General features: G+C 73.5%; 10 protein-coding genes. 7 read left to right on the top strand and 3 right to left on the bottom strand.

The window, feature by feature from the left end:
* Positions 1-55: 55 nt before the first annotated feature.
* The gene (locus ACFY4B_RS28755) at positions 56-574 is read right to left on the bottom strand and encodes a GNAT family N-acetyltransferase (protein WP_082345996.1); all 519 of its coding nucleotides are present in this window, start codon (positions 572-574) and stop codon (positions 56-58) included.
* Between the two features lie 46 nt (positions 575-620).
* Here ACFY4B_RS28755 and thpR point away from each other — a divergent pair, with 46 nt between their 5' ends.
* Positions 621-1,208 (top strand): RNA 2',3'-cyclic phosphodiesterase, encoded by a 588-nt coding sequence (gene thpR, locus ACFY4B_RS28750; RefSeq protein ID WP_063780281.1) that lies wholly within the window; start codon positions 621-623, stop codon positions 1,206-1,208.
* A 332-nt stretch (positions 1,209-1,540) separates the two neighbouring features.
* On the opposite strand, the gene serC is transcribed toward thpR, so the two are convergent.
* Together serC and ACFY4B_RS28740 are read right to left on the bottom strand one after the other, a co-directional pair.
* Complete coding sequence (gene serC / locus ACFY4B_RS28745; RefSeq protein WP_049656082.1) at positions 1,541-2,668, bottom strand: phosphoserine transaminase; 1,128 nt, start codon at positions 2,666-2,668, stop codon at positions 1,541-1,543.
* 175 nt (positions 2,669-2,843) lie between these two features.
* On the bottom strand, positions 2,844-3,944 hold the full coding sequence (locus ACFY4B_RS28740; RefSeq protein WP_049656080.1) for a citrate synthase 2: 1,101 nt from the start codon (positions 3,942-3,944) through the stop codon (positions 2,844-2,846).
* Between the two features lie 438 nt (positions 3,945-4,382).
* Between ACFY4B_RS28740 and pdxH the strand changes: the two genes are divergently transcribed.
* The 6 genes from pdxH to ACFY4B_RS28710 all read left to right on the top strand — a co-directional run bounded on the left by pdxH (position 4,383) and on the right by ACFY4B_RS28710 (position 14,358).
* Entirely contained in the window at positions 4,383-5,015 is a 633-nt protein-coding gene (gene pdxH / locus ACFY4B_RS28735; protein ID WP_074005541.1) for a pyridoxamine 5'-phosphate oxidase, read from the top strand.
* 130 nt (positions 5,016-5,145) lie between these two features.
* Positions 5,146-6,507 (top strand): TIR-like protein FxsC, encoded by a 1,362-nt coding sequence (locus ACFY4B_RS28730; RefSeq protein ID WP_387972706.1) that lies wholly within the window; start codon positions 5,146-5,148, stop codon positions 6,505-6,507.
* On the top strand, positions 6,507-10,400 hold the full coding sequence (gene fxsT / locus ACFY4B_RS28725) for an FxSxx-COOH system tetratricopeptide repeat protein (protein ID WP_387972704.1): 3,894 nt from the start codon (positions 6,507-6,509) through the stop codon (positions 10,398-10,400). Before ACFY4B_RS28730 ends, fxsT begins: the two co-directional genes overlap by 1 nt.
* Before the next feature lie 391 nt (positions 10,401-10,791).
* Entirely contained in the window at positions 10,792-10,977 is a 186-nt protein-coding gene (locus ACFY4B_RS28720) for a hypothetical protein (protein WP_049660424.1), read from the top strand.
* Between the two features lie 70 nt (positions 10,978-11,047).
* Positions 11,048-13,483, top strand: a complete 2,436-nt coding sequence (locus ACFY4B_RS28715; RefSeq protein ID WP_387972701.1) for an FxsB family cyclophane-forming radical SAM/SPASM peptide maturase — start codon at positions 11,048-11,050, stop codon at positions 13,481-13,483.
* Between the two features lie 161 nt (positions 13,484-13,644).
* On the top strand, positions 13,645-14,358 hold the full coding sequence (locus tag ACFY4B_RS28710) for an aminoglycoside N(3)-acetyltransferase (RefSeq protein WP_049660863.1): 714 nt from the start codon (positions 13,645-13,647) through the stop codon (positions 14,356-14,358).
* Positions 14,359-14,473 lie beyond the last annotated feature (115 nt).

Here is a 14,473-nt window from a genome sequence, read left to right as displayed (position 1 = left end):
AGTGCCCCGGGGGCCCGGATGGTTCAGGAGCCCGGACGGTTCAGGGGCGGGCGGGTCAGAGCCGGATCTCCAGCACCTGGCCGGGCCAGAGGCCGTGCGGCTGCTCGACCTCGAACGTCACGGTCTCGGTGAAGCCGAGCGCCCGGTAGAGCCCGACCAGCTTGCGGTCGGCGCCGCCGTAGCAGTCCACCCGGAGCAGGCCGATGCCGCGCCGGCGGGCCTCCTCGATCGCGTCGGCGATCAGCGCGGCGCCGATGCCGGAGCCCTTGCGGGTGCGGTCGGTGACCAGGTTGCGGACGTACAGCTCGCGCTCGTCCACGGCGGGGATCCACCGGCCGCGGTCCTCGGAGACCACGCAGCAGCCGACCGTACGGCCGTCCTCGTCCACGGCGAGGCGGATCAGGAACGGCTCCTCGGCGTACGAGGAGACCTGGTCGATCCGGGCCTGGTTGGTGCTGAACGGCTGGTCGCCCCACTGGCCGGTACGGCCCTGGGCGGTCAGCCAGGAGACGGCGCCGTCGAGCAGGGACAGGATGTCGGGGACGTCCGCGGACCCCCCGTTGCGGATCTTCATGGAAGACCGTTCTACCCCAGACGGCCGGTCGCGGGAAGATTGATCCATGAGGTTGTTCGTGGCGGTGCTGCCGACGACCGAGGCGCTGCAGGGGCTCGCGGACGCGGTCGCGCCGCTGCGGGAGCTGCCGGGGGCGGAGCGGCTGCGCTGGACCGGCGCCGAGGGCCGGCACCTGACCCTGGCCTTCCTGGGCGAGGTGGCCGCCGAGCGGCTGCCCGAGCTGGCGGCGGGCCTGGCCGCCGTCGCCGAGGTCAACCCGGTGCACCGGCTGCGGATCGCGGGCGCGGGGCGGTTCGGCGACCGGGTGCTCTGGGCCGGGGTCGAGGGCCAGGCCTGGGCGCTGCGCAGGCTGGCCGAGGCCGTCACGGAGGCTACCGCCGAGGTCACCGGGGCGACCGACGACTTCGCCTTCCACCCGCACCTCACCCTCGCCCGGGCGGGCTCCTCGCGCGGGCACCGGCGGGCCGTGCGGCGGGTCGCGGCGGCCGAGCTGGACGGCCTGGTGGCGGCGCTGGCCGACTACCGGGGGCCGGAGTGGGAGGCCGCCGAGCTGCACCTGGTGCGCAGCGACCAGGGCGGCGGCTCCGCGCGCTACGTGACGCTGCGCACCTGGGCGCTGGCCGACTGGGGCTGAGGGCTGAGGGCTGAGGGCTGAGCGCCGCGGGGCGGGCCGTGGGGGCGGTGGGGCAGGGGCCCGGCGGAGTCCGGGGTGAGCCGGAGGTACGCTCGTTGACCGTGGATCCCAAGACTCGTATGCGCATCGTCTCCGGCACCCTGGTGCTGATGCTGGTCGTCGTGCTGATCAGCTCGCTGGTCGGCCGCTGAGGCCCGCCTGAGGCCTGTCCGAGGGCTGCCTGAGCCTGCCGGAGGCCCGTCCGGGCACAGACACGCCCCAGGACCCCGGGAACGGCGAGAGGGCCACCGCCCGTCGGCGGTGGCCCTCGGCCGTGTCCTCGGGGGACCGGGTCAGACCTGCGCGAGCTGCTCGACCACGTAGTCGACGCAGTGGGTGAGCGCCTCGACGTCCGCCGGGTCGATCGCCGGGAACATCGCGATGCGCAGCTGGTTGCGGCCCAGCTTGCGGTACGGCTCGGTGTCCACGATGCCGTTGGCACGCAGTGCCTTGGCGACCGCGGCGGCGTCCACCGACTCGTCGAAGTCGATGGTGCCGACCACCTGGGAGCGCTCGGCCGGGTTCGCCACGAAGGGGGTCGCGAACGGGGACTTCTCGGCCCAGGAGTACAGCCGGGACGAGGAGTCGGCGGTGCGGGCGACCGCCCAGTCCAGCCCGCCGTTGCCGTTCAGCCACTCCAGCTGGTCGGCCAGCAGGAAGAGGGTGGAGAGCGACGGGGTGTTGTACGTCTGGTCCTTCGACGAGTTGTCGATGGCCGTCGGCAGCGAGAAGAACGGCGGGATGTAGCGGCCGGAGGCGGCGATCTCGGCGGCGCGCTCCAGGGCGGCCGGGGAGAAGGTGGCCAGCCACAGGCCGCCCTCGGAGGCGAAGGACTTCTGCGGGGCGAAGTAGTAGACGTCCGTCTCGGTGATGTCCACCGGCAGGCCGCCGGCGCCCGAGGTGGCGTCCACCAGGACCAGCGAGCCCTCGTCGGCGCCGGCCGGGCGCGCGATCGGCATCGCGACGCCGGTCGAGGTCTCGTTGTGGGTGAGCCCGTAGACGTCCACGCCGGCCTCGGCGACCGGCAGCGGGTGGGTGCCCGGGGCGGTCTTGATCACGGTCGGCTCGCCGAGCCACGGCGCGGCCTTGACCGAGGAGGCGAACTTCGAGGAGAACTCGCCGAAGTCCAGGTGCTGGGACTTCTCCCGCACCAGGCCGAAGGCGGCGATGTCCCAGAAGGCGGTGGAGCCGCCGTTGCCGAGGACGACCTGGTAGCCGTCCGGCAGCGAGAACAGGCTGCTCACGCCCTCGCGCACGCGCTTGACCACGTTCTTGACCGGGGCCTGGCGGTGCGAGGTGCCGAGCAGGGAGGTCTGGGTGGCGGCGAGGGCACTCAGGGCCTCGGGGCGCACCTTGGACGGTCCGCAGCCGAAACGGCCGTCTGCGGGCTTGATGTCAGCGGGGATCTGGATCTGAGCCACGCGCGCAGCCTACCGGCCGGGGGCCCGGCGGGGTACGGCCGTCCGCCCGCTGAGACCGCGGTCACGGCTGCTCGGGGAGCCGCCCGGAAACGTGCGGCAGCGGGCCCGGCCGGAGCCGGACCCGCTGCTCAGGGGCACTGACCGGACGCTCGTCCGGTATTCGCCGACCGGGGGGTCAGCGGGCGATGGCGTCCCAGCCCTCGATCTCCTCGGGGCGGCGCGGGCCGGGGCCGATGTAGCGCGCGGAGGGGCGCACGAGCCGGCCCGTGCGCTTCTGCTCCAGGATGTGCGCCGACCAGCCGGCCGTCCGGGCGCAGGTGAACATCGAGGTGAACATGTGCGCCGGGACCTCGGCGAAGTCCAGCATGATGGCGGCCCAGAACTCGACGTTGGTGGCCAGCACGCGGTCGGGGCGGCGGTTGTGCAGCTCCTCCAGCGCGGCCTTCTCCAGCGCCTCGGCGACCTCGAAGCGCGGCGCGCCGAGCTCCTTGGCGGTGCGGCGCAGCACCCGGGCGCGCGGGTCCTCGGCGCGGTAGACGCGGTGGCCGAAGCCCATCAGCCGCTCGCCCTTGTCCAGGGCGTTCTTGACCCAGGCGGTGGCGTCGCCGGTGCGCTCGATCTCCTCGATCATGCCGAGCACGCGGGACGGCGCGCCGCCGTGCAGCGGGCCGGACATCGCGCCGACCGCGCCGGAGAGCGCGGCCGCGACGTCGGCGCCGGTGGAGGCGATGACCCGGGCGGTGAAGGTGGAGGCGTTCATGCCGTGCTCGGCGGCGGAGGTCCAGTAGGCGTCGACGGCCTTGACGTGCTTCGGGTCCGGCTCGCCGCGCCAGCGGATCATGAACCGCTCGACGACCGTCTCGGCCTTGTCGATCTCGCTCTGCGGGACCATCGGCAGGCCCTGGCCGCGGGCCGACTGGGCGACGTAGGAGAGTGCCATCACGGCGGCCCGGGCGAGGTCGTCGCGGGCCTGCTCGGCGTCGATGTCCAGCAGCGGCTTGAGGCCCCAGACCGGGGCGAGCATGGCGAGCGCCGACTGCACGTCGACCCGGATGTCGCCGGAGTGCACCGGGATCGGGAACGGCTCCGCGGCCGGCAGGCCGGGGTTGAACTTGCCGTCCACCAGCAGGCCCCAGACGTGGCCGAAGGAGACGCTGCCCACCAGGTCGTCGATGTCGACACCGCGGTACCGCAGGGCGCCGCCCTCACGGTCGGGTTCGGCGATCTCGCTCTCGAACGCGACGACTCCCTCAAGCCCGGGTACGAAATCGGACATGCGACGGCTCCCTCAGTTCTGTGATCGGCGCTCCGCCGTGGTGGGGCGGCGCGCCAGTGACCGAATGGTGTTTGGCACTCGGTGCCAGGGTGACAGGCACGGGGTGCATTGCGCCATACACCACCATGGTGATGTTTCCCGTCGACCCGTTTGACTTTCCCCGTCGGAGGCGCCGGCCGGGCCCGTGGCGCCCCCGGAACCCCTGGAACCGCCGGAACCAAACGTCCGGTTCCGGACAATTCCTCGCAGGGCGGGCGGCCGAGCGGTGGAGGGTCACCTGATCTCCCACCGGGGTTTGTCCGGAGGTAGCGGTGCCCGCTGCTTGTCGTACGGGATGATGTTGGCGTGCAGACCCCGGATCGCGCCCAGTCGACGCCCCCGAGCCCCGCCAACCGGACCCTGGCCGACGAGGCCCGCCCCGGCCCGGACCTCACCGTGATGCGCAAGCACTACAGCCACGAGGGCCTGGTCGAGGAGCAGCTCGCGCCCGAGCCGATCGGCCAGTTCACCCGCTGGTTCCACGACGCCGACGACGCCGGGGTGGTGGAACCCAACGCGATGGTGCTCTCCACCGCCGACGCCGAGGGGCGGCCCAGCTCGCGCACCGTCCTGCTCAAGGGCTACGACCTGCGCGGCTTCGTGTTCTTCACCAACTACGGCTCCCGCAAGGGCTCCGAGCTGGCCGCCAACCCGCATGCCGGGCTGCTGTTCCCGTGGATCGCGCTGGCCCGCCAGGTGATCGTCCAGGGCCGGGTGGAGAAGGTCGGCCGGGACGAGACCGCCGCCTACTTCCGCACCCGCCCGCACGGCTCCCAGCTGGGCGCCTGGGCCAGCGAGCAGTCCAGCCCGGTCGGCGGCCGGGAGGTCCTCGAACAGCGGTACGCCGAGCTGGAGCGCCGCTACCCGGAGGGCGAGGGTGTGCCCGTCCCGCCGTTCTGGGGCGGGTACCGGGTGGTCCCGCGGAGCGTCGAGTTCTGGCAGGGCCGGGAGAACCGGCTGCACGACCGGCTCCGCTACGTCGTCGACCCGTCCAGCCCGACGGGGTGGCGGGTGGAGCGGCTCTGCCCGTGATCCCCGTTCGGCCCACAGGCTCCGCGCGGCGCCCGCGCGGAGCTGATGGGGGCCGAACGGCCCCGCATCCCCCCAACTCGCCGGTACCGTGGGCGGGTCGGCAGGCCAGGGTGATGTGGTCGGGGGCGCGATGGAACCGTTGTTCTTCTTCAGCTACGCCCGCCGGGACCAGCTGGCCGGCAGTACGTTCGTGGACCAGTTCTTCAGCGACCTCAAGGACGAGCTGGCCCGACTCGAACCCGCCGTCGGCCCGGCCGGGCTCGGCTACCGGGACACCGAGCGGCTGCGGGTGGGCGACGACTGGGAACGGCAACTGTCCGACAACGTCGCCTCGTGCCGGACCCTGGTGGCGCTGTACTCCCCGGCGTACTTCGCGAGTCCGTACTGCGGCAAGGAGTGGACGGCCTTCGACGAAAGGATGTGCCGCCACCAGGAGTTGACCGGTCGCTCGGTGCCGGCGCTGATCCCGGTGCTCTGGGAGCCGCTGCCAGAGGGCCTGCCGTCCCGTGTGCTGCGGATCCAGTACGTCCAGCGCGACATGGGCGAGGCCTACGCGGCCGGTGGACTGCGGTCCCTGCTGCGGGCAGACCCGTACGGGCCGGAGTACCTGCGGATCGTCAGGAAGATCGCCGAGCGCGTGCGGGAGGCCGCTGGGCAGTTCCTCGGCGAGCTGCCGAAGCTCGAACTCGGCGCGGTCCAGGGCTGTTTCCCGCTCTCCGGTGAGCAGCCGTCCCCCGTCCGGCCGGGGATGGTCCGTTTGTTCGTGGCGGCCGGACGGGCGCGGGAAAGCGGCGGATCGTCACCGGACGGGACGGAGTCGGCGGCCCGGGCGCCCGGGGGCGGGTGGTACGGATCGCAGCCCTGGGACTGGGCGCCGTACCACCCGCCGAGTGTCCCCTCGCTGGTGGTCGGGGCCCAACGGGCGATCACCCGGGCCGGTCATATCACCACACTGGACGAGATCGGCCCGGGCCTCGCGGTCGACCTGGACCGGGCCCGGGAGAACAATCAGGTCAGTGTGTTGCTCGTGGATCCGTGGGCGGCCAGGCAGGAGCCGTACCGGGAGGCGCTGCGCGAGTTCGACGACCAGAACCATCCGGTCACCGGGGTCCTGGTGCCGGCCGGCACCGGCGACCCGCCGGACGGGCCGGCCCGCGACCGGCTCTGGGGCGGGGTGCGCGCGGTGTTCCCGCGCAACTGGCTGCACCGCTCGGGGCCGGAACCACTCTTCCGGGTGAGAGTTACCCGGGAGCGTTTCGAGAGCGAGTTATTGCGCACCGTGACCGTTGCGCAGAACCGGTTGTTGGACGAGGTGGACGAGGGCGAGGACGGTGATCCGGAGGCCATCCGGGCCTCGTTCGGACTCGGCCCGGTGGCGCGGGCGCTCCCCAGGCTGGCGATCCCGGCCCGGCCGGCACCACGGGCGCATCCGGGTCCCGTTACCGCCACGCCGCCTGACGACGAGGCGCAGAGCCGAGGGGACTCAGCGTGATGCCGGCCGACCGGACCCCGCCGACAGCCGACGATGCCGCCGCTCCGTCGGCGACCGGCTCGATCGTGACCTTCTACTCCTTCAAGGGCGGCACCGGCCGGACCATGGCCTTGGCCAACCTGGGCTGGATCATGGCGAGTCAGGGACTGCGGGTCCTGGTGGTGGACTGGGACCTCGAAGCCCCGGGCCTGCATCGCTACTACCACCCGTTGCTGATTGATCCCGAGCTCTCCGGCACACCCGGCCTGATCGACCTGTTGCGCGGCTACGTCGATCAGGCCCTGCCCCGCGCGGGTGAAGCGCCGGGGCTCGGACCGCGGGAGTGGCTCGCCGAGCCCGGACACCTGGACAGGTACCTCTGCGGCCTCGCCCTCGATCTGCCTGCCGGAGGCCGCCTCGACCTGATGCCTGCCGGACGGCAGGACAGCGCCTACTCGGCGGCCGTCACCAGCTTCAACTGGCGCAGCTTCTACACCCGGAACGACATCCGAGGGGCGGAGTTCCTGACGGCCCTGCGTGAGCAGTGGACGAGCTCGTACGACTACGTACTGATCGACAGTCGGACCGGGGTCAGCGACACCTCCGGCATCTGCACCGTGCTGATGCCCGACACCGTGATCGACTGCTTCACCATGAGCGCCCAGAGCATCCGCGGCGGCGTCGACGCGGCCCACTCCATCGCCGACTCGGACGTGCGGGACATTCGGGTGTTCCCGGTGCCGATGCGGGTGGAGGAGGCCGAGCGGTCGGGCCTCGCCGCCGGACGGGACTTCGTCCGGGAGGCGTTCGCCCCCTACCTGGAACGCTGGCTCTCCGGCGAGCGGGCGGAGACGTACTGGCGCGATGTGGAGGTGCCCTACAAGCCCTTCTACGCCTACGAGGAGGTGCCGGCGACCGTCGCCGACCGGCCCCGCCAACATCGCAGCCTGCTCAGCGCGTACGAGAGGCTGGCCGCCTGGCTCACCGACGGGCGGGTGCGCGAGCTGAGACCCGTCCCGGACCGGGTCCGGCGCCGGCTCTACGCGGCCTACCTGCGGCCCGGGCGGACCAGGTCCCGTCAGGTGTACGTGAGTTACGCACCGGGGGACCGTATGTGGGCCGAGTGGGCCGTTGCGGCGCTGACCGGGTTCGGCTACGTGGCCACGCTGCACAGCGCTGCGACCCCGACGGAGCCGTCCGGCGCCCTGCCGGAGGTCGACGGGCCCTTGGACGGGGACGGGCGGATGCTGGCACTGCTGTCGCCGGAGTACTTGGCACTGCCACGGGCGGGAGAGCTGTGGCGCCGCTCCGGAGAGGGGGAGGAGGGCGCGCTGGCGGCCCTGTCCGTGGCAGCCGTACCGCTCCCGGCTCCCTTCGACAGCCGGGCGGTGGTCGAACTGGCCTCCTGCCAGGCCGAATCGGCGGAGTCCCGGTTGTTCGAACTGCTCGGGCCGCCGCCCGGCGCAGGCCGTTGGGTCGAGGCCGAGGAGTCGGCCGCGCCGTCGGCCCGTTTCCCTGGCAGTCGGCCGGTGGTGTGCTCGCTGCCTCAGCGTGACCCCGCTTTCACCGGTCGCGCCGTGTTGCTCGACCGGTTGCGTGACGGATTCACCGGGAGGCCCGCCGGCACACCCGTCCAGGTGCTGTACGGGATGGGCGGGGTCGGCAAGTCGCAGACCGCGGTCGAGTACGCGCATCGCTTCGCTGCGGGGTACGACGTCGTCTGGTGGGTCCGGGCCGAGCAGCCCGCCGACATCCCGCAGCAGCTCGCCGACCTCGCCGAGGTGCTCGGACTGCCTGTGGACGGGGACGTTCAGCAGGCGGCCCGGGGCCTGCTGGACCACCTCGCCCACGCGCGTCCGCACGCGCGGTGGCTGCTGGTCTACGACAACGCCGAGGATCCGGACCAGCTGACGTCCTGGCTGCCCGCCGGTACGACGGACGGACACGTGCTGGTTACCTCCCGGAACCGGCGCTGGGCCCGGCATCCGGGCCGTGTCGAGGTCGAGGTGTTCGACCGGGTGGAGAGCGTGCGACTGGTGGGGCGCTTCAACCCCGCGATCGACCCCCTGGACGCCGGCCGGATCGCCGAGCGGCTCGGCGACCTGCCGCTCGCTGTCGGCCAGGCGGCGCGGTGGCTCCAGGAGACGCCGATGCCGGTCGCCTCCTACCTGCAACTGCTGGACGAGGAACTCACCGAGGTACTGGACCGACCGATCCCCGGTGGCGGCCAGGCCGCTGTCGCCGCCACGGCACGGATCGTCGGTACCGATCTGCGCCGGGTCAGTCCTCCGGCTGTGCGGCTGCTGGAACTCTGCGGCTTCCTCGGGCCGGACGCGATTCCGATCGAGCTGTTCTACAGCGGGCCGGCCATCAAGGCGATCGGCCCCCCGCAGGGGGAGGACGAGCGTCTGGCGATCGGGGACATCCTGCGGATCGTCGACCAGTACGGGATGGTCCGCTACGACGCGAGGGGCGGCGGGACACTCGGGGTCCACCGGATCGTCCAGGCCGTGCTGCGCGACCAGGTGGACCCGGCGGACCGGCCGTCCGTCCGTGCCGCCGTGCACCGTGCGTTGGCACTGGTCGGGGCCGGCGACCCGGACCAGGCCGCGGACTGGCCGCGGTTCGCCATGCTGCTGCCGCACCTGGGCCCGTCCGGAGCGGTGGAGAGCGCCGACCCGGACGTGCGGCAATGGATCCGCGGGTCCGTTCGCTACCTGTGGCAGCGAGGGCTGCTGGAGGCCGCGCGGGACCTCGCGACGCGGGCGCTGGAACACTGGGACGAGGCGGGCCTGCCGACGTTGTTCCTGCGGGTCGAGCTGGCCAATGTGCGGCGGCTCCAGGGCGCCGCACAGGACGCGTACCGGATCGACCGGGCAGTGTGGGAGCAACTGACGGCCCTGCTCGGCCCGGAACACCTGAAGACCATCGCGGCCGCCGGCGGTCTGGGTGGTGACCTTCGCCAACTCGGCCGCTACCGCGAGGCGCAGGAGCTCGACCGCCGGACGCTCGCGGCTGCCGAGCGATCCCTCGGGCCGGCGCACCCGCGCACCACGATGATGATCAACAATCTGGCGCTCTCCGACTTCCTGGCCGGGGACCTCCACGGTGCGTTGGCTCGGCACGCCGAGGCGTTGCGCCGCCAGCGTGCGGTGCTCGGCGGGGACAGCCTGTACACCCTTTCCTCCGTCGTCAACCATGCCCGCGACCTGCGGGAACTCGGTCGGTACGAAGAGGCGCTGACCCTGCTCACGGATGCGGTCGAGCGCTACCGGGCCCGCTACGGCGAGGACCACGACGGCACGCTCAAGGCCCTCCGCCACCTTGGTGCGGTCCTGCTGCGGCTCGGACGGCACGAAGAGGCGCGGGCCGCTGACGAGGAGGCGCACCGGCGGCTACTGGCCCGCCACGGGGCGGACCACCCGGAGACCGCGGCTGCCGCCGGGCACCTGGCCGCCGACCTCGCGGCGTCGGGCGAGACGGACCGGGCCATCGCGTTGGCGCGGGAGGTGTCCGGCTATCACCGTGCACGCCTCGGGGATGAGCACCCCACGACGCTGCTCGCCGCCGGAAACCTGGCGGTGCTGTTGCGGCGGAGCGGTCGTGCGGAGGAGGCCGCGGAACTCTCCGGACGGGCGCTTGAGGGGCTTCGGGCGCAGTTGGGCGGTCGGCACCGGTACGTCGGGGTGACGATGCTGAACCACGCCAACTCGCTGGTGGATGCGGGCGATCCGGCCACGGCGCGAGAGTTGGGCGAAAGGGCTGCGGCAGTGCTGGCGGAGTCGCTGGGGTCGGACCACCCCTACAGTCGGGCGGCAGTCAGGAATCTGACACTAAATCAGGAGATCGGTGGTGTCGGTGCTCCAGGTGCGGCCGAACGAGTGGACATCTTCGTCGAAACGCCGCCGGTGTGACCCGGTCGCCCAGGGTTGAGCAGCTGGTGCGGGCCGTCCGGGCGCTCGGCGGGTCGGGGGAATGAATCCGGCTTGCCGGATGCTTGGCCCGGCGGGGCGATTGTTCCGGTGCTTCCCGGGGCACTCCCGGGGTGTGACCAGGGGCTGGTCCGTGTGGTTGTTCGGGCACGGGCCACGGCGACGCGCTTCGGCGCGCGCCACGGCGAAGTGCGCGACCGCTGAACGGGTGAATTCTGGGGGCCCAAAGCGCTGTCGTACGACGTCGGCAGCCCGGGGAGCCCAACGTGAGTCCGCAAGGTGCCGCGCGGAGTCTTCGCGGGCACTACATTGGTCGCAACCGGGTGGGCTTACCCACCCTCGGCAGGTCCTAACCGCGCCTAAGGAAACGAATATGACTCCGGTAACCAGCACCAGGCCGGCCGGCAAGCTCACTGACCCTCAGGAGACGCCGGAACGCCCCTCGCTCGCCGACCTCGCCGCACTCGGCGCGGAAGAGCTCGCCTCCCGGCTCCAGCGCGCGCTCCCCGGCGCGGACTCCGGCCTCGTGCCGGTCGCAGCCTTCAACTCCTCGATCTGACCCGGCCCGGAACTCCCGGCGGAGCCCAGGCCGAGCAGACCGAGCCGATCGAAGCGAACCGGACAGTTCCATGACGACGTCGATTCCGCTGCCGTTGACACAGTTCGTGGTCAAGATGCACAGCAGGTGCGATCTGGCCTGCGACCACTGCTACGTCTACGAACACGCGGACAGCAGCTGGCGGTCCCGGCCGAAGGTCATCGCGGACGGGATCCTGGCCAAGGCCGCCGAGCGCATCGGCGAGCACGCGGCCGCCCACCGGCTGCCCGCCGTCCGGGTCGTCCTGCACGGGGGAGAACCCCTGCTCGCCGGCCCGGACCGCTTGCGCCGCGCCGCCGAGGCGCTCCGGGCGGCACTCCCGCCCGGCTGCGCCCTCGACCTGCGCATCCACACCAACGGCGTGCTGCTGAACCGGGACTTCTGCGCGCTGTTCGCGGAGCAGGAGATCAAGGTCGGCATCTCGCTGGACGGCGACAAGGCCGCCAACGACCGCCACCGGCGGTTCGCCGACGGACGCAGCAGCCACCCGCAGGTGCTGCGGGCCGTCGCGCTGCTGAACGAACCCGGATACCGGCACCTGTTCGCCGGGCTGCTGTGCACGATGGACGTCCGGAACGACCCGGTGGCCGTGTACCGGGCGCTGGCCGAACTCCGGCCGCCCGCCGTGGACTTCCTGCTCCCGCACGCCACCTGGGACGAGCCGCCCGGGCGCCCCGCCGAGCTGGGTGCCACCCCGTACGCCGACTGGCTGCTGACCGTCCACAAGCTGTGGGACGCGGACGGGCGGCCGTTCGCCGTACGGACCTTCGAGTCCGTGCACCGGACCCTGCGGGGGTTCTCCAGCCTCACCGAGTCGCTCGGACTGGAGCCCTCCGACCTGGCCGTCCTGGAGACGGACGGGACCTTCGAGCAGGCCGACAGCCTGAAGACCGCGTACGACGGCGCGCCCGCCACCGGGATGAACGTTTTCGCGCACAGCCTCGACGACCTCGCCCGCCACCCCGGCATCGCCGCCCGGCAGTCCGGCCTGGCCGGACTGAGCGAGGCCTGCCGCGCCTGCTCCGTGGTCCGCTCCTGCGGTGGCGGGCTGTACGCCCACCGCTATCGGAGCGACGATGGGGGAGGCAGTTTCGACCATCCCTCCGTCTACTGCGGTGATCTCATGACGTTCATCAAGGGCATTGCGGGGAGCGGGAGTTCCGGCGGCGGTGTGCCCGCGCAGCCGGCCGGGGTGCCCGGGGTGCCCGGTGCGCCCGGTGCGCCGTCGCCGGAGGCCGAACCGCTGCTGCCCGGCGCGCTCGCCCCGTCGCAACTCGACGAACTCGCGCGCGGATACGGGAGCGCGGAGACCGTCGCCGCGCTCGGCCGCTCCCAACTCGCCCTCACCCGGGCGATGCTGGCCGCCGCCTGGGACGCCTCCGGACAGGGGCGGGCCGAAGCGTGGACCCTGCTGGCCGAGCTCGACACGGCGGCCCCCGCCGCCGTGGACGCCGTCCTCGGCCACCCGTACGCCCGCGCCTGGGCGGCCCGCCGCCTCGCCGGGGACCTCCAGGCCGGACTCGGCCCGCTGGCCGCGCTCGCCGCGGCGGCCGCCGTGCGGGCCGGCCGGGGCGACGCGGTGGCCGTGCCCGTACGCGGCGGGTGGCTGCACCTGCCGACGCTCGGCCGGATCGCCGTACCCGACGGCGAGGCCGTGGTCACCGGGCGGGCGGGCGGCCTCGCGGTCCGGGCGTCCGACGGCACGGTGCGCACCGAACTGGACGAACCGCTGCGGCGGGTCCGGCTGGCCGGCGGCTGGACGGTCGCCCTGGAGGACGCCGACCCGCTGCGCGACTGCCACGACCACCCCGTCGCGGACCACCTCTCCGAGAGCGAACTGCTCGACTGGACGGGCGCGTTGCGCGAAGCCTGGGAGCTGCTCGGGCGCGACCTGCCCGGGTACGCGGAAGGCATCCGGGCCGGCCTGACGACGGTCACCCCGTTGCGGCCGGGCCCGACCGGCCGGGACGTCAGCTCGGCGGCCCGGCAGGCGTACGGCGCCGTCGGCATCGCCCGGCCCGCCACCGCGCCGACCCTCGCCCTGCTGCTCGCGCACGAGTTCCAGCACGTCAAACTCGGCGCGGTGCTGGACCTGACCGACCTGTACGACCGCGCCGACCCCACCCTGTACTTCGCCCCCTGGCGGCCCGACCCCCGGCCGCTCGAAGGGCTGCTCCAGGGCACGTACGCCCACCTGGCCGTCACCGAGTACTGGGGCACCCGCACCCTCGCGTACGACGGACTGCCGGGCACGGCCGCCGACCGGGCGCGGGAGCAGTTCGCGCTCTGGCGGCGGTACACCGCCGAGGCCGTGGAGCGGCTGGCGACCTCCGGAGCCCTGACCGGGACCGGCTTGCGCTTCGCCGACGGCATGCGTGCCACCGTGGCACCCTGGCTCGACCTGTCGCTGCCCGCCGCCGCCGAGCAGGCGGCCGACCGGGTACGGCGGGAACGGGCCGGGGTCTGACCTCCCACCCGCGCCGCCCCGGGACCTCCCCCGCCCGGGGCCCTCACCCCCCGGGAGACGCCATCCTCACCGAACCCCGCGCCGGCGGCGGCGTCGCCGTCGCCTCCCCCGTCCACCCCCTCGTCCGCGACCTCGCCGACCTCGGGGTCCGTCCCGGCACGGTGCTGCACGTCCAGGCATCGCTGCGCTCCCTCGGACCGGTGCCCGGCGGGGCGGCCGGGGTGGTCGAGGCCCTGCTCGACGCCCTGGGCCCCGACGGCACCCTCGTCGCCTACACCGCCACGCCCGAGAACTCCGCCACCTCCCGCATCCACCAGTCCGCCACCGCCGGTCTCTCCCCGGCGGAGGTGGCCGACTACCAGGCCCGGATGCCCCGCTTCGACCCGGCCACCACCCCGGCCTCGCCCTCCATGGGGGCGCTGTCGGAAGCCGTCCGCTCCTGGCCGGGCGCCCTGCGCAGCCGGCACCCGCAGACCTCCTGGGCCGCCGTGGGCCGGCTCGCCCACGAGGTCACCGCCCACCACCCGCTCACCTCCCACCTCGGCCCGGAGTCGCCGCTCGGACGGCTCTACGACCTGGACGCCCGGGTGCTGATGCTCGGCGTCCCGATGGACCGCTTCACCGCCTTCCACCTCGCCGACCTGCGCATGCCCGACGTGACCGTGCGCGAGTACCGCTGCGTCGGCGTGGACGGCTGGACCACCTTCCGGGCCCCCGACCTGGACGACCTCCACTTCGGCCGCCTCGGCGCCGAGGTCCTGCGCACCGCCCGCGGCGTCACCACGGCCCGCATCGGCACCGCCGACTGCCGGCTGGTGCCGGTGCGGGAGGCCGTCGACCTGGCCGAGGCCGTCCTGCGCCGCGGCCGCCCCTGAACCCCGCTCCTCGTTCCTACCGCTGACAAGAGACCCCGCCGTTTCCCACCCCCCGCCCCCACACCCACCCCTCCGCCCCACCCCGCCCCCGTGGCCGCTTCGGCTCCGCCGAAGC

Origin of the sequence: Kitasatospora sp. NPDC001261, from assembly GCF_042896795.1 — a bacterium.
Lineage (GTDB): Bacteria > Actinomycetota > Actinomycetes > Streptomycetales > Streptomycetaceae > Kitasatospora.
Note: the sequence above shows the minus strand (reverse complement) of the source record. Positions and strands in the feature narration are given on the sequence as shown.

Bases quoted from the DNA above. Each gene is read 5' to 3' on its own strand.
- pdxH (WP_074005541.1), top strand. From the start codon at position 4,383: ATGCGCAAGCACTACAGCCACGAGGGCCTGGTCGAGGAGCAGCTCGCG.
- ACFY4B_RS28740 (WP_049656080.1), bottom strand. From the start codon at position 3,944: ATGTCCGATTTCGTACCCGGGCTTGAGGGAGTCGTCGCGTTCGAGAGC.
- thpR (WP_063780281.1), top strand. From the start codon at position 621: ATGAGGTTGTTCGTGGCGGTGCTGCCGACGACCGAGGCGCTGCAGGGG.
- fxsT (WP_387972704.1), top strand. From the start codon at position 6,507: ATGCCGGCCGACCGGACCCCGCCGACAGCCGACGATGCCGCCGCTCCG.
- ACFY4B_RS28730 (WP_387972706.1), top strand. From the start codon at position 5,146: ATGGAACCGTTGTTCTTCTTCAGCTACGCCCGCCGGGACCAGCTGGCC.
- ACFY4B_RS28715 (WP_387972701.1), top strand. From the start codon at position 11,048: ATGACGACGTCGATTCCGCTGCCGTTGACACAGTTCGTGGTCAAGATG.
- ACFY4B_RS28755 (WP_082345996.1), bottom strand. From the start codon at position 574: ATGAAGATCCGCAACGGGGGGTCCGCGGACGTCCCCGACATCCTGTCC.
- ACFY4B_RS28720 (WP_049660424.1), top strand. From the start codon at position 10,792: ATGACTCCGGTAACCAGCACCAGGCCGGCCGGCAAGCTCACTGACCCT.